This is a genomic window from Salinispora sp. H7-4 (assembly GCF_013416675.1).
In the GTDB taxonomy this organism is placed as follows: Bacteria; Actinomycetota; Actinomycetes; order Mycobacteriales; family Micromonosporaceae; genus Micromonospora; species Micromonospora vitiensis.
The window spans coordinates 39,383-58,758 of record NZ_JABZED010000056.1; the positions used below are offsets into that span (position 1 = coordinate 39,383).

Sequence of the window (19,376 nt, forward strand, 5' to 3'; positions counted from 1 at the left end):
CCTGGAGGCATCGACAACGCCATGAACTACCCCTCCCACCCCCACCGTCGCCCCGCCATGCCACTGGTCGCTCGCGCGGCACATGCCGCCACCGCCGCCTACCAGCGCGCCATGACCAGTAAGCGCGAACGCCTGTACCAGCAGGAAAACCAGCGCCTCCGGCAGGAGAACGCGTGGCTCCGGAACGAGGTCCGACACTGCTGGGACGCCATCGACGTGATGGACCGTCTCGCTGGAATGGCCTCGGAATTTCCCGATCGATCCGTGGGGCGCACAGTGGTCGTCGATCAGCGGCGCCTGCTGGAGGTGCACCTTCGCGAACAGCTTGCCGCCGAACTGGAGGATGCGTTGCTCCAGGGCTTCGAGACCGGCTACAAGGCTGGACTCACAGACGGTCGGCCGCCAGGGGCTCAGCGGCGTCGACTCACAGGCGACTCATGATCTCTACCACCGGATAGCAAGAGGGCCGGTTGGAGCTCTCCAACCGGCCCTCTTACCTGCCTATATTCAACGTGGGCGATACTGGGATCGAACCAGTGACCTCTTCGGTGTGAACGAAGCGCTCTCCCGCTGAGCTAATCGCCCGTTGGCTCGGATGACTCTACCTGATCGCCGATGCCGACCCCAAACCGAGGCTCAGTTCGCCTTGAGGCGGTCCAGCACCCAGGCCACCACGTCGATGCCGACGCTGTACTTGAGCGACAGCCACACGACGGTCGACACGAAGACGATACCGACCGCACCGATAACGAACCGCACTGAGAGTGACTGCCGCGTAACCCAGCTGGTCCAGCCGTAGACGTGCCGGCGGGTATAGGTGAGCAACCGCCGCGCCCAGTGAAACTCCACCGCCCAGATCCCGAGGCCGGCGATCACCAGCAACCAGCCGGGACCCGGCAGTGGGATCAGCGCGATTCCGACGGTGACGACGATGGCACCAGTGACCGCGACAAAGATCTTCAGGGCAAGTCGGCCGGTGGGGTTGGCCCGAATCAACGCGAGGGTGGTCGAGACTCGCTGGCGCCACCGCGGCCGTTCTCCCCGGGTGTCGACCAGCGCCGCCCCCGCTGCCGGTGCACCCATGTCCGAGCCGGATCGGCCCGGCCTACTCCGCTGTTCGTTCGACACCCCGTACCCCCGCCGTTCCGCCGTCTGGGTCGCGATGATCGGTCGATCCGACGGCGTGACACGATCCACTGAGGATCACTGTGTCACATTTCCTCCCCCCAGTGTGACGCGCGCCCGTCACTGCGACCGTGGACTGGACGTTACCGGAGTAAGTCGACGACTGAAGCACCTGATGCCGAGCGGCACCGCGGACGGGCGGAAGCGGAAATCCTACAGGAACTTTCACATTCTGGGGGACACTCCGAAGACCTTCCCACCACTGGGTGAAGTCAGCGTATGGCGGAGCGTAGCTAGGGGCAGCACCTGAGTATGGGAAAAGCGGGACACGCGCGTTCCGCAGCGGTGCCGGGGGGAGAACGTCCATGAGTGTCATCCGACCGACGACCGTAGAGGTCGAGACGTCGCTAAGGCTCGTCGCACCTGACGCCACGGCGTTGCCGGTGCGCGCCAGTCTGCGCTACGACCCTGCTGATCCGTATGCGGTCCACGTCCTGTTCCATGCGGAATCGGCCGGTGGCGAGGCGGTCAGCTGGTCGTTCGCACGGGAACTGCTGGTGACCGGCCTCGATGAGCCGGCCGGCATCGGCGATGTGCGGGTCTGGCCCTGGGCCACCCCGCGCGGGGACTTCGTCGCCCTGGCGTTGTCGTCCCCGGACGGCAACGCCCTGTTTGAGGTGCCGCGGAGCGTCCTGGTGCGCTTCCTGCGGCGGACCTACGTCGTCGTCGCGCGCGGCCGCGAGGCCGAGCACCTGGACGTCGACACGGCGGTGAACCGGCTACTCGCCGGACGCTGAGATCGAAAGGCCGGAATCTGGATCGAAGGACCGGAATCTGGTGACCGGTCAGCCGGGGCCGCGCGGAGCTGCCGAGTCCGCGCGACCCCGGCCAAACCCGGTCGGTACGCGAGACGCCAACTGCCGGCCACGCAAAATGCCAACCGCCGGCCACCTCGGTCGGTACGCGAAACGCCTACCACCGGCCACGACGGCTCAGCCGTGGGTGGTGATGCCGCCGTCGACCGGGATGACCGCGCCGGTCAGGTATGCGCCGGCCCGCGACGACAGGTAGATCGCGGTGCCCGCCATGTCCTCCGGTCGGCCGATCCGGCCCAGCGGCACCTGCTTCTCGATGGCCGCCCGAGAACCGGGATCGTCCAGGGCGAACGCCATCATTTTGCTCTCGAACGGGCCCGGGGCGATCGCGTTGACGGTGACGTGTTCCGCAGCGAGCTGGTGGGCGAGGCTGCGGGTCAGCATGTGCACGGCCGCCTTCGTGGCGGAGTACGCGTACACCTCCATCCACGGAACCCTGATCCCGTCCACCGAGCCGATGTTGATGACGCGGGCGGGATCGTCTGCGGTGCCGGCGGCACGCAGTACGGGCAGCAGCGCGGTGGTGAGCCGGAAGACGGCCTTGACGTTGACCGCCCAGAGCTTGTCGAATGCGCTCTCCGGATATGCCTCCAGTGGTGCACCCCAGGTGACGCCCGCGTTGTTGACCAGTACGTCGAGTCGGTCGTGCCGCTCTCCCACGGTGGCGGCGAGCGCCTCGGCGCCGGTGGCGCTGCTGAGGTCGACCGGGACCGCCGTGCACTCGCCCAGCGTTGACAGTTCGGCGGCGACCGCCGTGCAGACGTCCGCCTTCCGGGCGGCGATGATCACTTTGGCGCCGGCCCGTACGAAACCTTCGGCGATCATCCGGCCGATCCCGCGCGAGCCGCCGGTGACCAGGACGGTCTTGCCGGTCACCGAGAAAAGATCCGTCATGCCCGTCCCTTCGCCACCCACCCCTACCGCTCGGTAACGTAATCGCCTCGCGCAGTCCCCACAACCCTGCCGCCGGCACGACGGAGTCGGGGCAGCCCCCTATCGGGAGCCCGTTGGTGCTGGTCCGCCGCGTGCACGGGACCGCGCGGCGAGGACGGTGGTGCGGGAATCGGCTTACGGGGCTACCGTCGCGGGTGATGTTCTCTGCTGTTCGTCGCACCCCGGACGCCGCCGTGAGCGCGGCGCTCGGCTTCGGTGGTGTGGTGACCGATCCGGCGTGGCGGCGTCCGATCCTGCTGACGGAGGACCTGCTCATCCTGATCGTCGCGGGGCACGGCAGCGCTGAAGTGGACTTTCACCCCTTCCCCTGCCACCCGGGCACACTGCTGCGGGTCCGGTCGGGCCAGGTGCTGCGGTGTGGGCCACCGGACCTGGATGCGATCGTGGTGCATTGGGCCTCGGCGGCGCTGCACGGCTTCGACATTGACCCCGAGGCGACCCCGACCCGGCTTGAGCTGACCGGTGCGGATGGGGCGGCCATCAGTACCGGGGTCCATCAGCTCGCCGTGGACTGCGAACGACATCGCGGGGAGTCCGCCGCTCTGCTCCGCCACCAGCTGGCGGCGCTGCTGCTTCGGCTGGCGCTGCTGTCAGACTCCAGTGGGGGACCGCAGCCCGCGTCGCAGTCGGCCTCGCAGTCGGCCTCGCAGTCGGCGTCTCCGTCGGCCTCGCGCACCGAGACCGGCACTTTCCGACTGCTCTGCCGCGAGTTGGAGCAGGGCTACCACCGCAGCCGCCGGGTAGAGGACTACGCCGACCGGGTGGGTTGCTCGGTTCGTACCCTGACCCGCGCCTGCCTGGCGGTCACCGGGCGCAGCGCGAAGCAGATGGTGGACGAGCGGGTGGCGTTGCAGGCCCGCCGCCTACTCGCGGCGACCGACGAACCGGTGGCGCGAATCGGCCAGCGGCTCGGCTTCGCCGAGCCGACCAACTTCGGCCGGTTCTTCACCCGGGAGGTCGGGGTCAGCCCGGGGGCGTTCCGCGCCGCCCGGGAGGTTCCGCCCCTGGTACCCCCGCGCCCGCCCGCCGAGGCTGACGGCGGTCGGCTACGGATGCCGGGCCACAGCGATGACCACGTCACCGCCGAGCCGGCCGTGCTCGGGGTCGCGCACGGCGGCGCCGCACCGCAGCAGCCCGGTGAGCGCCCGCTGCACGTCGACTGACCGGTACGCGGTCGCGGTCAGCGCGTGTCGACGCAGCTGGGTGACGGTACGGGGGCCGGAGCGGGCCAGCTCGGCGAGGAGTTCCCGGCCCAGCGACTCGGGGTCGGGTGCGATGTCGAGCAGTTGTCCGCTCGGGTCGGCGGGATCCCGATAGCGAACCGCGGTGTCGGCGTCCACCGCCCACAGGTTTTCCTTGAACGCCTCCAGGCTCCGGTCGTGGCCGGTGCCGAAAGCGAGCCGCCGCGCGAGTGACCCGTCCGCCGCGACCAGGTCGACCTGGGTGGTGAGGGGGAAACCGGTACCGGCGAGACCGGCCCACACCGAGCCGGCCGGGCCAGCAGATGCCGCGGAGCCCGCCGGGCCAGCGGATGCCGCCGCGGAGCCGGCAGGGCCAGCAGCCGCGGGCTCCGCCTCGGTGACCAGCAGGAGCTCGGCGGGGCGGCCGGCGGCGCTGGCGGCCAGCACGCCGGGGTCGATGGCGCCCGCCCCGTCCAGGTACGACAGCAGCGGCGCCCCCGTGGAGCCGGCTGCCTTCACCGCGACCGGCAGCCGGGCGGGCCCGCCGGGCACCAGGTGTACGGCTATCTCGGCCGGCAGGGTCGCCTCGATCGCGCCCAGCCGGGCGGGGAGTTCCTCACCTCCGTCGGCGAGCACCAGCACGGTGAGCTGCCGTCCGCGAAGCTGGCCGGCGTGCTCGGCGAGCACGCCGAGTACCGCTTCGGCGGAGTCGGTGGCCGCGAGCAGGGCCCCGGGCCCGTAGGCGAGCGCCACGACGCTGGGCCGCCCCCGCGCGACTGCTCGGGGCAACCACGCTTCGAGCTGCCGGCCGAGCAGTTCCCGTACCACCCCGTCCATCACGCCATCGGTTCTACCGTACGGAGATGGGCCGGAGGCGGCGGGGCCGGCAAAAGCAGCGCGGCGGGAATCCCAACCGGCGCGGGGCTTGTACATACCGTCGCTGGTTAAGCACGATGGGGCGTGCCTTCTGGCTTCGGTGATCTGACTGACCACGCGCTTCATCTGGTGGCTACCGGCGACCTCGCCGGCGCCCGGCGGCTCCTCTCCGACGCGTTGGCCGACGCCGACCCACGGCCGACCAACGCCAGCGCCGAGTTGGCCGAGTTGGCGAGCCTGCAGGCGCGGGTGCTGGTGGGGCTCGGCGACCCGCGGGCCGCGCGGAGTTGGGCCGCCTACGCGTACGCGGCCAGCAATCACCTGCACGGCCGTTCGGACGAACAGACGGTCGCGGCTGCCGCCACCCTGGCCGCGGTGCTGCACCGGGTCGGCAGTTGGTCCCGCGCGGCCCGGACCTACCAAGAGGTGATCATCGAGCTGACCGCCCTGGATGGACCGGAGTCGCTTCGCGTTCTCGCCGCGCACGCCGATCTGGCCACGCTGGAGTACGCTCGCGGCCAGTGCCAGGTGGCCCGCGACCGGCTCGCCGACGCGTGGGAGCTGCACCGCGAGGTGTACGGCGATGGGCATCCCAGCGGCATCAAGATGCTCGCCCGGCTCGGTGCGATGCAGCGCGACTGCGGGTTGGCCGGTTCAGCACAGGAGAGTCTGGTGCTGGCCGAGGAGTTGTGCCGCCAGTATCTGGCCGTCGAGGACCCGCTGGCGGTGCAGGTGGCCGCGCTGGGCCGGGCGGACGCCGATCCGGAGCACCGCTGCCCGTCCCACGGGCGGGCGGCCTCGATCGTGCCGGCCGCTCGGACGCCCCCGGCGGGAGACGGGCCGCTCCCCGAGGACCGGCCGCAGCATCCCGCGCAGCCCGGGTATCGCCCGACCGACCTGTATTTTCCGCCCGAGCCCGAGCCCGAGCCCGAGCCGGACCGGTCGGTGGCCGAGAAGCATCCGGCAGCTGGGTATTCGCCGCCACCGGCGGTCCCGACGCCCCGGCTACCGCCCGAGGGTGCCGCGTTCCCCGAGCCACCCGAGCTCTTCCCGCCGGACTTTCCGCCCGACGAGCACGAACCGTGGTGGCGCGAGTCGTCAACCGCACAGTGGGGTGGCGCCGTACCCCCCGCGGTGTTGCCCCTGACCCACCTGGCGGAGGCCGACGGGGTCCGCCGGGTCGAGCCCCACGGGGTGTCCGATCCGCCGACGGACCAGCCGTCGCGGCTGTTGCCAGTGCCGGTACCGCGCGCCACACCGCCGCCCCGGCACCGGCTACCGCTCGTGGTGGGCGCGGTGGTGGTGCTGCTGGGCACGGCCGCGGTGATCGCCGGGGTTTCCCGGTTCGACGGGACCGCACCGCCGTCGGCGACGGACCCGGCAACCGAGGCTCCGGCTGCCCCGGAGGCTTCGCCCAGCGCTCCGCCCGGTGCGGTGACCCTGACCGACAACCAGGACAACGTCGCCCTGCGCTGGACCTACCCGGAGGGCGGAGCGGGCCCGGTGGTGGTCTCGGGGGGCCAGCCCGGCGAGTCGCAGACCATCTTCGCCAACCTGCCCGCCGGCAGCACCGAATTCGTGGTGCACGGGCTCAACGGTGGCGTGGACTACTGCTTCGCGGTGGCGGTGGTGTGGTCAACGGAGACGATCGCCCGGTCCGAGGAAGTCTGCACCAATCGCGATTGACACGTCCGCTACTCGGGGGGCAGCGCGGGCAGCGTCACCCGGACGCATAGGCCCGGCGGCGGGTCGGCGTCGGTGAGCTCGACCCGACCGCCGGCCCGCCGCACCAGTTCGCGCACGATGGCGAGTCCCAGGCCGGCGCCGCCGGCGTCCCGGTCGCGGGCGGCGTCCAGCCGGGTGAACCGGCCGAAGACCCGTTCCCGGTCGGCCACCGGGATGCCGGGCCCGTCGTCGGTCACCGTCACCCGGTGGTACGCGGGCCCGTCCGGCTCGGCGCCGAGCAGCACCCGACCGCGGGCGTGCCGTACCGCGTTGTCGACCAGGTTGACCAGCACCCGACGCAGTTCCTCCGGGTCGCCGAGCGCCCAGAGCGGCGACGCCAACGGTGCCAGGTGGACGCTCTCGGCCGGGTAGCGAGCGGCCACCTCGGCCAGCAGGGCACCCAGGTCGACGGGCCCGGTGCCGCGGGCCGGCGGGGCCTCGTCGAGGCGGGCGAGGAGCAGCAGGTCATCGACGAGCCGGCCGAGCCGTTCGGTGTCGGCCAGCAGGTCCACCGAGACGGCCGGCCAGTCGGTCCGCTCCCCCAGCCGCTGCGCGACCTCGAGTTCGGTCCGCAGGTTGGTCAGCGGGCTACGCAGTTCGTGCGCGGCGTCGGCGACGAACGCCCGTTCCCGGTCCCGGCTGGCGCGCAGCCGGTCCAGCATGTCGTTGAGGGTCACCGCGAGCCGGTGGATCTCGTCCCGCGACGCCGGTACGGGTAGCCGGCCGCGCCCGTCCCGACCGGTGATCTCCTCGGCGCCCCGACGCAGCGCCTCCACCGGGCGCAGCGTCGCGCCGACGGCCCGCCAGGCCACGAGGGCGAGCAGACCCACCAACGGCGGGAAGCTGACCAGCAGAATGGTCTGGACGACGTGGATACTCTGCCGCACGTCCACCAGCGAGCGGGCGACCAGCACGGTGAGGGGGTCGCCGTCGGTGCCGGCCGGGACGGCCACCACCCGCATCGGCCCGGTCAGCCCCATGCGTTGCCCCGGCACGGTGCTGCCGGCTCGGGCGCTACGGTCGACCTGGTCCGGCCGGACCATCGGCACCAGCCGGTCGGCGTCGATGGAGGCGGCGCGGACCCGTCCCTGGGCGTCGATCACCTGTACCCGTACCTGACTGCCGGCGACGGGCAGGGGGTCGGGCAGCGCGTCTTCGGCGGCCAGCAGGGCGATGGCGTCGGCGGTGCGCAGCGCCTCCGTGTCGACGTTGCGGTGCAGAGTCCAGTTGAGCACGGCCAGCAGCACCAGGCCGCCGACGACGAGCCCCGCCGACACGCCGAGTAGGCCGATCGCCATCAGCCGTCCGCGGAGGCCGAGGGGGGCCCAGGGCCGCCCGCGCGCGGTGCCGGGTGGGGGGCGGCCGCTGCCGGGTGGGGGGTTGGTGCCGGGGCGGGGACGATCGGTGGGGCTGGCGGGTTCGGTCATGCGGTGACGAGGCGGTAGCCGGCCCCGCGGACGGTCTCCAGACGGTCTCGGCCGAGCTTGCGGCGCAGGTAGCCCACGTACACCTCCACCGCGTTCGGGGCGGTCTCGATGCTGGCGTCCCAGACGTGGTCCAGGAGTTCGACTTTGGAGACCACCGTGCCGGGTCGGCGCATCAGGTACTCGAGCAGGGCGTACTCCCGGCCGGTCAGGGCCACCTCGACGCCGTCGCGGGTCACCCGCCGCCGGGCCGGGTCCAGCCGGAGGTCGCCCACGGCCAGCACGGCGGGCCGCTCCGGTGCGCCGCGGCGCAGCAGGGCGCGGAGCCGGGCCAACAGCACCACGTACGAGAAGGGCTTGGTGAGGTAGTCGTCGGCCCCGCAGTCCAGCCCGTCGGCCTGGTCGTACTCGCCGTCCTTGGCGGAGAGCATCAGCACCGGCAGCCAGCGCCGCTCGGCCCGCAGCCGGCGGACCACCTCGTAGCCGGAGAGGCCGGGCAGCATCACGTCGAGGACCATCGCGTCGTACTCGCCGTGCCGGGCCGCCTCCAGTCCGGCCGGCCCGGTCGAGGCCACGTCCACCGCGAACCCTTCGGCCTGCAGTCCCCGGTGTAGCGCGGCCGCCAGCCGCGCCTCGTCCTCCACCACCAACAGTCGCACGGGTCAAGGGTGCCATCGGGCTACCCGCGCCCGAAACGCCGTCCTCAGCGTCCGCACAGGGTACGTTCGGCAGGATGGTCGGCAGGAGGTGCCCGATGTCCGTTCTGACAAGCCGTCCCGCCCTACGGTGGCTGGTCCCGGTGGCCGCCGTCGTGACCGTCATCGGCGGCGGCGCCGCGCTGGGCCGCTTCGCCGCCGAAGCCGAGCCGAGCCTGCCGCCCCGATCCGCCGCCCAGCTTCTGGTCGATCTCCAGACCGCCCGCTTCGAGGGTCTGTCCGGCACCGTCGTGCAGCGGGCCGACCTCGGTCTACCGCCGATCGCCGGGTTGCTCGCCGAGGAGGGTCCGGCCAGCCTGCTGACCGGCTCCCACACGTTGCGGGTCTGGCACTCCGGGCCGGACCAGCAGCGGATCGCCTTCGTGGACACGCTCGGGCAGCGGGACTTCATCCGCAACGGGCGGGACGTGTGGCTGTGGAACAGCCGCACGAACACGGCCACCCACCGGGTGCTACCCGAGGGCGAGGAGGTGGCGAAGCCTCCGGAGGTGCCGACGACGCCGCAGGAGGCCGCCGCGCAGGCCCTCGCCGCGGTTGATCCGACGACCGAGGTGAGCGTCGGGCGATCGGCGACGGTCGCCGGGCGGGACGCCTACGAGCTGGTGCTCGAGCCCCGGGACACGGCCTCCCTGGTGCACCAGGTCCGGATCGCCATCGACGCGACCGAGCACCTGCCGCTGCGGTTCGAGGTCTTCGCCGAGGGTGGGGATCCACCGGCGTTCGAGCTGGCGTTCACCCAGATCGACTACGGGCGGCCGGATGCCGACCAGTTCACCTTCAACCCGCCGCCGGGGGTGCAGGTCACCGAGCAGCAGGACGGCTGGGAGCACCCCGAACAGCCGAAGCACCCCGAGCAGCCGAAGTTGCCGGGGCCGACCGACGACGGTGGGCAGCCCGGCCTGCGTGCCGTCGGCACGGGCTGGGCCACGGTTTTCGTCGCGGAGGTCGACGAGGTGGAGGGTCCCACCGCTGCCGTCGAGGAGGCGCCCGACCTGGACCTGCTCGCCGGTCAGTTGCCGGCGGTCCAGGGTGACTGGGGCAGCGGTCGACTGTTCCGCAGCAAGCTGGTGACGGCGCTACTCACCGACGACGGCCGGCTGATCGTGGGGGCGGTCGCTCCGGAGCGACTGTACGAGGTGGCTCGGGGCTGACATTTCGTCGCCGACAAGCCGGGGCCCGCACGGCGCGGGCCCCGGCTTGCCGTTGCCCACGCCCTGGAGTTGTGGTGGGCCACGCCCGGGCCTGCCGCCGAATCACCATGGGGCACCCCGGCGGTCGCGCCGCCCGGTATCCTGACCAGTTCAGGGAACAAAAAAAGAACGGCATGCAGCCGTTCCTTCGGGCAAGGGTAGCGAATTGCGAGATGGCTTGTCAAGCAACTCCGGCGTTTCACCGCACTCCGGCGGTCCCGACGATTCGCCGATGAACGACGACGAGCTCGGCCGGGAGCAGGAGTACGTCTCGATGCTCTACGGCCGGCTGGACGCGCTGCGGGAGCAGGCCACCCACCGGCTGGCCGATCAGCTCCGGGCAACCGGTGGCACCCTCCAGGCCCGCTCCCAACGCGACAGCGCGGTACGGATGTACGGCGAGCAGGTGGAGCAGTACTCGGCGGTCGAGCAGGGCCTGTGCTTCGGCCGACTGGACACCGACGACGGCGGCCGGCACTACATCGGCCGGATCGGCATCTTCGACACCGACGGCGACTACGACCCGCTACTGATCGACTGGCGCGCCCCGGCGGCGCGCGCCTTCTACCTCGCCACCGCGGCCAACCCGCAGGGCGTCCACCGACGGCGGCACCTCCGGACCCGGCAACGCAAGGTCACCGGCCTCAACGACGAGGTGCTCGACCTGGCTGCCGCCTCCCCCACCGGCCACGAGGAGCTGACCGGCGAGGCGGCGCTGCTCGCGGCCCTCACCGCCGGCCGTACCGGCCGGATGCGGGACATCGTCGAGACCATCCAGGCCGAGCAGGACACGGTCATCCGGGCCGAGCTGCCGGGCACGCTGGTGGTGCAGGGCGGTCCGGGCACCGGCAAGACCGCGGTGGCGCTGCACCGGGCGGCCTACCTGCTCTACACGCACCGGCGGGAACTCGCCACCCGGGGCGTGCTGCTGGTCGGGCCGAACGCGACCTTCCTGCGCTACATCTCCCAGGTGCTGCCCGCCCTGGCCGAAACAGGCGTGCTGCTGCGTACCCAGGCTGACCTCTTCCCCGGGGTCACCGCGCGCCGCACCGAGGCGGCCGAAACCGCCGCGCTGAAGGGCCGCGCGGTGCTGGTGGATGTCATCGCCGCCGCGGTCCGGGACCGGCAGTGGGTGCCGGACGAACCGCTGGAGATCGCGCAGCCGCAGCGGGAGATCCTGCAGCTGCACCCGGAGACCGTCCGGGCCGCCCGGGACCGGGCCCGCCGGTCCGGCCGGCCCCACAACCTCGCCCGGGCGGTCTTCGATGTCGAGGTCGTGCACGCGCTCGCCGCGCAGGTGGCCGAGCGCATCGGCGCCGACCCGCTGGGCGGGGAGAACCTGCTCGAGGAGGCCGACCGCGCCGAGATCCGCCGGGAACTGCGGGACGACCCGGAGGTACGGGCGGCGCTGGACCAGTTGTGGCCGCTACTCACCCCGCAGCAGTTACTCGCCGACCTGTACGCCGACCCGGTGCGGATCGCCACCGCCGCGCCGATGCTGACCGGAGCCGAGCAGACTCTGCTGCACCGCCAGCCGGGTGGTTGGACGCCGGCCGACGTGCCGCTGCTGGACGAGGCGGCCGAGCTGCTCGGCGAGGACGACCGCGCCGCCGCGGCCCGCCGGGAGCGACTGCGGACCCTGCAGCGGGAGTACGCCGAGGGCGTGTTGGAGATCGCCCGGGGCTCCCGGTCGATCGACGTGGAGGACGAGGCGGACGGGGGCGAGATCCTCGGCGTCACCGACCTGCTCGACGCCGACCGGCTGGTGGAGCGGCAGGAGGAGGGGGACCGGCTGACCACCGCGCAGCGGGCCGCCGCCGACCGGAGCTGGGCGTTCGGCCACATCATCGTGGATGAGGCGCAGGAGCTGTCGCCAATGGCGTGGCGGCTGCTGATGCGCCGCTGCCCCAGCCGGTCGATGACCATCGTCGGTGATGTGGCGCAGACCGGCGCGTTGGCGGGCACTGCGTCCTGGGCTGACGCCCTCGAACCGTACGTGGCGCAGCGTTGGCGGCTGGCGGAGCTGGCGGTCAGCTACCGCACCCCCGCCGAGATCATGGCGGTCGCCGCGGAGGTGCTCGCCCAGATCGACCCGACGCTGCGCCCACCCCGGTCGGTCCGGTCGACCGGTGTGCCGCCGACCGAGCGGGCGGTGGCGCCGCAGCGGCTGGCGGCGGAGCTGGTCGACGCGGCGACCGCTATGGCGGCGGCACACACCGACGGCCGGCTCGGGGTGATCGTGCCGGCCGCCCGCGTCGCCGACCTGGGTCCCGCCCTGGCGGATGCCATCCCGGAGGCCACCATCGGTGAACAGCCCGACCTGAAGGGTCGTACCGTCCTGCTCACCGTCGCCCAGGCCAAGGGGTTGGAGTTCGACGCCGTCCTGGTGGTCGACCCCGACGGGATAGTCGCGGAGTCCCCTCGCGGTCGTAACGACCTGTATGTGGCGCTGACCCGCGCCACCCAACGGCTGACGATTCTGCGCCCCGCCTCCTGACCGCCCCGCACCCGGCCTTGAACCGGATGCCTCGGCCCTGACCGGGTATCCCGCCCGGCGACCGACGGCCTGGCCCGAACCGGGCCAGGCCGTCGGAGCGGGCTGTCAGTCGTCGGAAAGGTTCGCGGCGTGCACGCCGGGGCCGGCCGCGTCGCTCGTGGAGCCGGCGGTCGGGGTGCTCAAGCCGCCGGTGGTGGCGTCCCCCGTCGTGGTCGGTGCGACCCGGCCCCGGTGCCGTTCCGGTTGCCGGGCCACCCGGCGAACACTGGCCGGGCCGGCGGTCCCGCCGGTCGTCGTGATCGCGCCCTGGCCCCGGGTCGGGCCACCGTCGCGCAGCACCTGCGGGTCGATCCGGTGGTGCGCCGGGTCGCCCGGGTCCTCGTCCTGGATGACCCGCTGTACGTCGGTCTGCGGCACGGTCACCTCATCCAGGACGCCCGCGCCGTACTGGTCGCCGGCGATCCGCTCCTCGGCCCGCCGGGCGGCCTCGTTCCGTGTGTCGTCGGTGCGCATGTCGCATCACCTCGCAGACTCGTCGGAAGTCTCCTTGGGTTCCCGCCCCGGGGCCCGCCAAACACGCCGGTGTGGCTGGGGCGGGGTTACTGCCCCCGGCCGGTCGGGTAGACCCAGGGTGCCCCCGCCACGAACGGTGCCGTGGCCGAGACGCGGTAGCGGGGCGAGGGGCCGCAGGTACTCATCAAATCCGAGGAGGACCAGATGAGCACGCAGGCTGCATCCACCAGGCCGCAGAACCGGCCCTCGGCGGACGCCCAGGACCGGGAGCGCATGCGGGAGGCCCAGAACCGGGACCGCCTGCAGGACGCACCGACCCGTCCGATGCGGGCGATGGACAACGGGCGCCGGGAGCAGATGTCCGCTCCGGACACGGAGACGAAGAACTCGTTCCTGACCACCGAGTTCTGGGTCTACGCCGGCGCGGTCGTCCTTGTGTTGATCTCCGCCTTCTGGCGTGGGTCGGGCACCAACGGCTTGAACATCAACGATCCAACGTTGGCGTGGTGGTTCCTCTCCGCCCTGACCGCCGCGTACCTGATCAGTAGGGGGTTGGCGAAGGCCGGCTCGGATCGGCGTCTCACCAATGAGCGGGGCATGGCCCAGCGTTAGCCGATAGCGACGAGAGGGTGCCCGCCGGGATCTACGTCCCGGCGGGCACCCTCTGCCTGGATGACTGTTCGAGGTCTGGGTTACTCCTCGAAGCCGAAGTCCTCGGCGAAGTCCCCTTCCATCGCGTCCTCGATCATCTCACCGGCGATCATGCCGCCGGCCACCCCGAGCGCGGCACCGGCGATCATGCCGCCCATGCCCATGCCCATCCCCCGCTGGCCGTGCTGCTGCGGGACGCCGAAGCCCTGCGCCCGCAGGCTGCCGTAGCGGGAGGTCGTCTCGCGCAGCCACCCGTCCACCACCTGCATCCAGTCCACCCGGTCGGCGTCCTGGTGGGCGACCTGGTAGCGGCCGAAAACGTCCTGCCCGGAGGTGAAGAAGCCGCCGCGCTTGTCGCACTCCAGGATCACGTCGACACCGTGCGGGTTGGTGACGAACGTGAGCTCCACCTCGGTGATCGTCTGCGCGTACTGCGGGGAGGCGAAGAACTCGATCTCCTGGTAGAACGGCAGCGTCTGCTGCACCCCATAGAGGGAACCGCGCTCCAGGTCGGCGTTCTTGAACCGGAAACCGAGCCGGGTGAACGCCTCCAGGATGCGCTCGTGCACCGGCAGCGGGTGCACGTTGACCTGGTCCAGGTCGCTCTTGTCCACGGCCCGGGCGATCGCCAGCTCGGTCCGCAGCCCCATCGTCATGCCGTGCAGGCGCTGGCCGTACACGTCGGTGATCGGGGTCTCCCATGGCACCGGCAGCTGGAACGGGATCGACAGCTGCTGCTTGGGAGCCAGTTGCAGCGGCCCGGAGACCGGCATCCGCTGGAACTCCATGAGCCCCGCGTACTCGGTGTCGTGGCCCTCGATCTCGACCCGGGTGACCAGGCCGACGACAATCTGCTCGATGGCCGCCGGCGAGTCCCCGCCGATCAGGTTGACCTGGCCGTCGAGGGCCAGGCCGGGCCGGGTGTTGGGGTTCGTGAGGACGGTGTCCACGCTGGGTCCGCCTACGCCTAACGCGCTCAACATTTTCTTGAAGACCATCGGAACTCCCGCTGGGTCTGGTGTCGCACTCTCCTGGAGCCGACGGTGACGGTGTGCACCGTACCGGATGCTGTCGAGAGGCCGTCGTAAGTCTCCCACCAGCGCCGGGTCGGCCACCACCTCCGCCGGACACTCCCGTTGCTGTGGACGCTACCCGGCGCCGGCCACCACACCACCGGTCCGGCTCGCCGGCAAGCTAGGCGAAATCGAACTCACCGTCGCGCACGCCGCCGACGAACGCCGCCCACTCCTCAGCCGTATAGATAATCGTGGCCGCCTCGGGGGCCTTGCTGTGCCGCACCGCCACCCGCCCCGACCCGTCCAGCAACGGCCCCGCCTCGACGCAGTTGCCGCCGTGGTCCGGGCTCCTGGTGCTGATATGCCAAGCAACGTCGGGCATGGTGTCGCTCATGACAACTCCTCCGCAAGGGCAGAAATCAGCCTCGCCGACTCGCGCACAGTGAGTGCGGCCTCCCGGAGGCGATCGTACGCGCGGACATATCGCAACGCCTTGTCCGACTCCATGAAGAGCCGTCCACCAAGCGTCTCGGCATGCGCGACGTCGGTGTAGGGCGGAGGCATCTTGAAGAGCCAGAACGTGCCGTCCAAGCCCGCGTGCAGACCGAGGCCTGTGGACAGAACCCGGATCTCGACCGTCGGCTTCCGCAGCGCCTGCACCAGGTGGTCGAGCTGTGCCGCCATGACCTGCCGGCTCATCACCGGACGCCGTAGGGCCGACTCCTCGACGATCACGGCGATTCGCGTGCCGGTGGGCTGTTCCAACAGGCGCTGCCGGTCCATCCGGAGCTGAACCCACTTCCGGATCTGCACCTCGCTGGTGGAGCTGGCCTCCGCGTTCCGGATCACCGCCTCGGCGTAGTCCCGGGTTTGCAGAAGGCCGGGTATGAGCAAGGAGGCGTACGTGCACACCTGCTCCGCTTTCGACTCCAGCCAGGGAAAATCAATGAATGACGTGTCATAGATCGTCTGGTCGAAGTCGTTGTCCCAGCGATCAACCCGCCAGGCATCCTGCGCAAGCTGGATGATCCGCGTTCGTTCCCGCTCATCGTAGACCCCGTAGAGATCCAAGAGTTCCATGACGAGATCTCGACGGAAAGGCCACTCGGCTCGCTCGTACCGTGCCAGCGACGAGAAGTCCCGCTCCAGAAACTGGGCCACGTACTTGAGCGTCAGGCCACGTCGCGCAGCTCCCGCATCTGTTGGCCGAGCCACTGCGCCCGAAGCGTCCGTACGAAGGCTTCTCTCTTGACGGCCATGCTCACCTCTCCACGCATCCTGCCGAAAATGGATCCGTTGGTGTCGTTGCACCAATGCCGAGGCCACTGGAAATGTGGCCTTCGGGTGAGGGTGATCACCGGCCCCCGGGGACGCCCGGTGCAAGCACGGCAACCGCGGCTGTGCCAACAGCCGAGAAGGTGACGAGAGACGGCCTGGCGTGTGGCAGACGCATACCGGCTCTCGTCGGGTCTCAACATGGAGCCGCGATTAGCGCGCATTCCGGCTCCGACCGACTTGACGAATACCTATCACGGAAAGGCGGGTCTCCGCGACCCTGCCTCGCCGCGAACTGACACCACCCACCGGCAGCCCGGTGGCCGTACCGCCAAGGAGGGCTGCGGTCGTCGGGCGGGGCGGCCCTGCGCCGGAAATGTCCCCTCCGACCGGGGCCGCCCCTTCCAACACCAACGAAGGGAACCGATCAATGCGTCACGGCACCGTCTACGGCGGCACCGAGCAACTCCATCCCCGCCTCGTCCGCGAACGGAACTTCGCCACGGTGGGCCTCGGCCGACGCGGCCTTGACCCCCAGGAGGTACGACACTTTCTGCACCGGGTCGCGCACGAGCTGGCCACGCTGCGACAGGAGGTGGTTCGGCTCCACGACGAGAACACCCGGATCAAACGGGCGCTGCGCGACTGGCAGAGCGCCCAGGCCCGACGACGCACGCCCTGACCGGTCCAGTCGGGCCCCCAATCCACGCTCGACAGACCGTACCTCTAGATCATCTTCATGCATCGCGGTTCTTAACGCCCGCGACCAGGGCCGCGCCGGTGAGGGTAAGCAGGAATCCGACCGCGAGCATGGTGGGAAGGCTGGCGCCGGTCACTGGGAGGATGGGCTTTCGGACTGTGGCTGTCGCTGGGTCGGATGTGGAGACTGGACAATTGCCGTCACCGTTGTAGCGCGCCTGGATGCTGCGTTTGCCAGGTGTCAGACGGTTGACCGTGAGATTTGCGGTGGCGGTGGGACTGCCGGACAGTGGTTCAGTACCCATGATCTTCGTGCCCTCCAGGAAGGTCACGGTCCCCGTGGGGGCGCTGGCGGTGCAGGTCACGGTAGCGGTAAGAGTGACGGGTTGATCCGGTTCCGGATTCGGCGGGGACACCTGCAGGGTCGTGGTTGAGTTCGACGGGACGATGGCCAGACTGTGAAAGCCGCCGCCCGCGACGGCGACGACCGTGACACCGGTCGGCACGTCCACCGCAACAGGGATGCTACTGCTGGTGGTGGTCCCATCACCCAACTGGCCCGAGACGTTGAGGCCCCAGGCCAGCACGGTGCCGGCGGGGGCCAACGCCAGACTATGGCGGTTGCCGGCGGCAACGGCGGTGATCGTGATGCCGGTCGGCACATCCACCGCAACAGGAGTGCTGCTACTGACGGTCGTCCCATCACCCAACTGGCCTGAGTCGTTAAGGCCCCAGGCCAACACGGTGCCGGCGGAAGCCAACGCCAGACTATGGAAGCGGCCGCCGGCAACGGCGGTGATCGTGATGCCGGTCGGCACATCCACCGCAACAGGGGTACTGCTACTGACGGTCGTCCCATCACCCAACTGACCGGAACCGTTGGCACCCCAGGCCAACACGGCACCGGCGGAGGTCAACGCCAAACTGTGGAAGCCGCCGCCGGCAACGGCAGTAATCATGGTGCCGCCGGGCACATCCACCGCAACAGGAGTGCTACTACTGACGGTCGTCCCATCACCCAACTGGCCCAAGTCGTTGAAGCCCCAGGCCAGCACAGTGCCGGCGGAGGTCAACGCCAGACTGTGGAAGTTGCCGGCGGCAACGGCAGTGATCGTGATGCCGGTCGGCACCTCCACCGCAACAGGGGTACTACTACTGACGGTCGTCCCATCACCCAACTGACCGGAACCGTTGGCACCCCAGGCCAACACGGCACCGGCGGAGGTCAACGCCAAACTGTGGCCGCCACCGCCGGCAAGCGCGGTGATCGTGGTGCCGCCGGGTAAGTCCACCCCAACGGGAGTGCTGCTGCTGATGGTGGTCCCATCGCCCAACTGGCCGGAACCGTTGTCGCCCCAGGCCAGGCCGGTGCCAGGAGAGCCCGCTGCCGCCGACGGCGCGTCCTGCGCAAGGACGCGCGCCGTACCGACCGAGGTTGTGCCCAGCACGATCGCCACCATCAGCAGTACCGCGAACAGCTTCCGCAGACTCGCGGGCCGGGCCCAGCTTCTTTTCACGTCCGCGACCGTGCCGGTCCAAAAACTCGCCACTTAGCCCTACCCCAGCAACTTGTCGAAAGCTCACCCGCCGCAAGGTATAAGCGAACGAAGTAGGCATTGGTGACGAAAGACCCGAGCCGACGAAGACCCAGAACGGCGACCAGCAGCCGGAGAAGAAGCTCGGGACAGCGCGGTTCATCTCTGGCTGAGATCGTGGGACCGCTCAACCTGCATCTGCACTTACCAGAGAGGCGACGGCATGGCGTTCAAGCTGGCCCTGGGTCTGGCATTGATCATTTTTGGGTTGGTGCTCAGACTGTTCTTTCCAGACACCGAGCTGCTCTGGTTCCGGGGTGAACCGCTCGGGCTGGTGCTCATCCTGGTGGGTGTGATCGACGTGTTCCAAGCTCTCCGCCCTCGCCGCAGGTCGAAGCCCAAGGGGATTCTTGGCGAGCTCGCCGACGATCTGGGCATCAGCTCCCGGGATCGTCGGCGCGAGGACCGACCGCACTGACGGGTCCAGCCTCAGCGCTGGCAGAAAGCACCGCCGGCGCGACATCCGACGGGACCGCGAACGGCAGGACCCGGGACGTCCACCGACGCACCTGTCGACGGCCGCGCAATCGCACCACCATGACCGCCGGGCCCCGCTGCTGGAGCAGCTGGGCTACGCGCTCACCCGGGCCTTTCTGCGTTCGCCACGCCCATCGGATCACGTGATCGGGGTCGGTCAGGACGGTCCGCAGCGGGGGCTCGACGTTGCCGTTCCACAGCACCTCACGCCGCCAACTGCGAGCCATCGTGCGGGCGATCACCTGCCGCATCACCAACTGCCGGGGATGGTCCAGCCACACCACCAGATCGGCTTTGCCGGAGAGAATGTCGCCGAGCTTGGCGGTGTACTGCCACTCGGTCACCCAGCGCGGCCCAGCGGCAAATCGACTCACCTCGGCAACGAAGCTCGGGCGCGGTACCCAGTGCTCACCGTGGTGCAATGCGTCGAGCTCCACCCGAGGGAGCTGCCATGCCGCGGCGAGCGACGTCGCCAGGCTCGTCTTGCCCGCCCCAGAGGTTCCCGCGACCAGGACCCGGCTCGGCCGCCAAAGTAGCGGATCACGCCAGCTCAGTAACGGCATGGCGGCATCCTACGGGTCCCGGCC

Annotated in this window: 19 protein-coding genes, 1 tRNA gene and 1 pseudogene; 9 read left to right on the top strand and 12 right to left on the bottom strand. The window is 70.7% G+C overall.

Features of this window, described 5'->3' with window-relative positions; all coding sequences use genetic code 11:
* Positions 1 to 57: 57 nt before the first annotated feature.
* Positions 58 to 441 carry a hypothetical protein gene (locus tag H0524_RS21555; protein WP_180200279.1) on the top strand — a complete coding sequence of 128 codons (384 nt, stop codon included), beginning with the start codon at positions 58 to 60 and terminating at the stop codon, positions 439 to 441.
* A gap of 72 nt (positions 442 to 513) precedes the next feature.
* Here H0524_RS21555 and H0524_RS21560 read toward each other — a convergent pair.
* Positions 514 to 585: transfer RNA gene (locus tag H0524_RS21560), tRNA-Val, on the bottom strand.
* A gap of 51 nt (positions 586 to 636) precedes the next feature.
* Positions 637 to 1,197, bottom strand: coding sequence for a TIGR02611 family protein (locus H0524_RS21565; RefSeq protein WP_180200280.1), 561 nt, complete (start codon positions 1,195 to 1,197; stop codon positions 637 to 639).
* Between the two features lie 293 nt (positions 1,198 to 1,490).
* Here H0524_RS21565 and H0524_RS21570 point away from each other — a divergent pair, with 293 nt between their 5' ends.
* On the top strand, positions 1,491 to 1,922 hold the full coding sequence (locus H0524_RS21570) for an SsgA family sporulation/cell division regulator (protein ID WP_011905498.1): 432 nt from the start codon (positions 1,491 to 1,493) through the stop codon (positions 1,920 to 1,922).
* A 195-nt stretch (positions 1,923 to 2,117) separates the two neighbouring features.
* Here the strand turns inward: H0524_RS21570 and H0524_RS21575 are convergent, their stop codons facing one another.
* Entirely contained in the window at positions 2,118 to 2,894 is a 777-nt protein-coding gene (locus tag H0524_RS21575; RefSeq protein WP_180200281.1) for a RhlG family 3-oxoacyl-ACP reductase, read from the bottom strand.
* Positions 2,895 to 3,091: 197 nt separating this feature from the next.
* On the opposite strand from H0524_RS21575, the gene H0524_RS21580 reads away from it, so the two are divergent.
* Positions 3,092 to 4,117, top strand: a complete 1,026-nt coding sequence (locus tag H0524_RS21580; RefSeq protein WP_180200282.1) for a helix-turn-helix transcriptional regulator — start codon at positions 3,092 to 3,094, stop codon at positions 4,115 to 4,117.
* Here H0524_RS21580 and H0524_RS21585 read toward each other — a convergent pair.
* Complete coding sequence (locus tag H0524_RS21585) at positions 4,001 to 4,972, bottom strand: hypothetical protein (RefSeq protein WP_180200334.1); 972 nt, start codon at positions 4,970 to 4,972, stop codon at positions 4,001 to 4,003. The two genes, H0524_RS21580 and H0524_RS21585, sit on opposite strands and share 117 nt — an antisense overlap.
* A 123-nt stretch (positions 4,973 to 5,095) precedes the next feature.
* Between H0524_RS21585 and H0524_RS21590 the strand changes: the two genes are divergently transcribed.
* On the top strand, positions 5,096 to 6,697 hold the full coding sequence (locus tag H0524_RS21590) for a tetratricopeptide repeat protein (protein WP_180200283.1): 1,602 nt from the start codon (positions 5,096 to 5,098) through the stop codon (positions 6,695 to 6,697).
* A gap of 8 nt (positions 6,698 to 6,705) precedes the next feature.
* Here the strand turns inward: H0524_RS21590 and H0524_RS21595 are convergent, their stop codons facing one another.
* Together H0524_RS21595 and H0524_RS21600 are read right to left on the bottom strand one after the other, a co-directional pair.
* Positions 6,706 to 8,034 carry a cell wall metabolism sensor histidine kinase WalK gene (locus H0524_RS21595; RefSeq protein WP_180200335.1) on the bottom strand — a complete coding sequence of 443 codons (1,329 nt, stop codon included), beginning with the start codon at positions 8,032 to 8,034 and terminating at the stop codon, positions 6,706 to 6,708.
* Positions 8,035 to 8,159: 125 nt separating this feature from the next.
* Positions 8,160 to 8,819 carry a response regulator transcription factor gene (locus H0524_RS21600; RefSeq protein ID WP_180200284.1) on the bottom strand — a complete coding sequence of 220 codons (660 nt, stop codon included), beginning with the start codon at positions 8,817 to 8,819 and terminating at the stop codon, positions 8,160 to 8,162.
* Positions 8,820 to 8,914: 95 nt separating this feature from the next.
* Between H0524_RS21600 and H0524_RS21605 the strand changes: the two genes are divergently transcribed.
* Positions 8,915 to 10,027, top strand: a complete 1,113-nt coding sequence (locus H0524_RS21605; RefSeq protein ID WP_180200285.1) for a sigma-E factor regulatory protein RseB domain-containing protein — start codon at positions 8,915 to 8,917, stop codon at positions 10,025 to 10,027.
* Between the two features lie 271 nt (positions 10,028 to 10,298).
* On the top strand, positions 10,299 to 12,563 hold the full coding sequence (locus tag H0524_RS21610) for an ATP-binding domain-containing protein (RefSeq protein WP_180200286.1): 2,265 nt from the start codon (positions 10,299 to 10,301) through the stop codon (positions 12,561 to 12,563).
* Positions 12,564 to 12,668: 105 nt separating this feature from the next.
* Here the strand turns inward: H0524_RS21610 and H0524_RS21615 are convergent, their stop codons facing one another.
* Positions 12,669 to 13,076, bottom strand: coding sequence for a hypothetical protein (locus H0524_RS21615; RefSeq protein ID WP_180200287.1), 408 nt, complete (start codon positions 13,074 to 13,076; stop codon positions 12,669 to 12,671).
* Positions 13,077 to 13,349: 273 nt separating this feature from the next.
* Here H0524_RS21615 and H0524_RS21620 point away from each other — a divergent pair, with 273 nt between their 5' ends.
* The gene (locus H0524_RS21620) at positions 13,350 to 13,688 is read left to right on the top strand and encodes a hypothetical protein (protein ID WP_018725436.1); all 339 of its coding nucleotides are present in this window, start codon (positions 13,350 to 13,352) and stop codon (positions 13,686 to 13,688) included.
* An 80-nt stretch (positions 13,689 to 13,768) separates the two neighbouring features.
* Here the strand turns inward: H0524_RS21620 and H0524_RS21625 are convergent, their stop codons facing one another.
* The 3 genes and pseudogenes from H0524_RS21625 to H0524_RS21635 form a co-directional block, all read right to left on the bottom strand.
* Positions 13,769 to 14,725 (bottom strand): sporulation protein, encoded by a 957-nt coding sequence (locus H0524_RS21625; protein WP_050564125.1) that lies wholly within the window; start codon positions 14,723 to 14,725, stop codon positions 13,769 to 13,771.
* Between the two features lie 196 nt (positions 14,726 to 14,921).
* A complete protein-coding gene (locus H0524_RS21630; RefSeq protein ID WP_018214707.1) occupies positions 14,922 to 15,137 on the bottom strand; it encodes a DUF397 domain-containing protein in 216 nt (71 codons plus the stop codon).
* A pseudogene (locus H0524_RS21635) lies at positions 15,134 to 16,002 on the bottom strand (DUF5753 domain-containing protein). The gene H0524_RS21630 and the pseudogene H0524_RS21635 overlap by 4 nt, the downstream one beginning before the upstream one ends.
* A 446-nt stretch (positions 16,003 to 16,448) precedes the next feature.
* On the opposite strand from H0524_RS21635, the gene H0524_RS21640 reads away from it, so the two are divergent.
* Positions 16,449 to 16,700 carry a DivIVA domain-containing protein gene (locus H0524_RS21640; RefSeq protein ID WP_018214705.1) on the top strand — a complete coding sequence of 84 codons (252 nt, stop codon included), beginning with the start codon at positions 16,449 to 16,451 and terminating at the stop codon, positions 16,698 to 16,700.
* A gap of 55 nt (positions 16,701 to 16,755) precedes the next feature.
* On the opposite strand, the gene H0524_RS21645 is transcribed toward H0524_RS21640, so the two are convergent.
* Positions 16,756 to 18,267, bottom strand: coding sequence for an Ig-like domain repeat protein (locus H0524_RS21645; RefSeq protein WP_180200288.1), 1,512 nt, complete (start codon positions 18,265 to 18,267; stop codon positions 16,756 to 16,758).
* 208 nt (positions 18,268 to 18,475) lie between these two features.
* Between H0524_RS21645 and H0524_RS21650 the strand changes: the two genes are divergently transcribed.
* Positions 18,476 to 18,730, top strand: a complete 255-nt coding sequence (locus tag H0524_RS21650; protein ID WP_018725431.1) for a hypothetical protein — start codon at positions 18,476 to 18,478, stop codon at positions 18,728 to 18,730.
* Here the strand turns inward: H0524_RS21650 and H0524_RS21655 are convergent.
* Positions 18,690 to 19,352: a hypothetical protein gene (locus H0524_RS21655; protein ID WP_180200289.1), complete on the bottom strand. Its 663-nt coding sequence runs from the start codon at positions 19,350 to 19,352 to the stop codon at positions 18,690 to 18,692. The genes H0524_RS21650 and H0524_RS21655 overlap by 41 nt on opposite strands.
* Between the last annotated feature and the right edge of the window lie 24 nt (positions 19,353 to 19,376).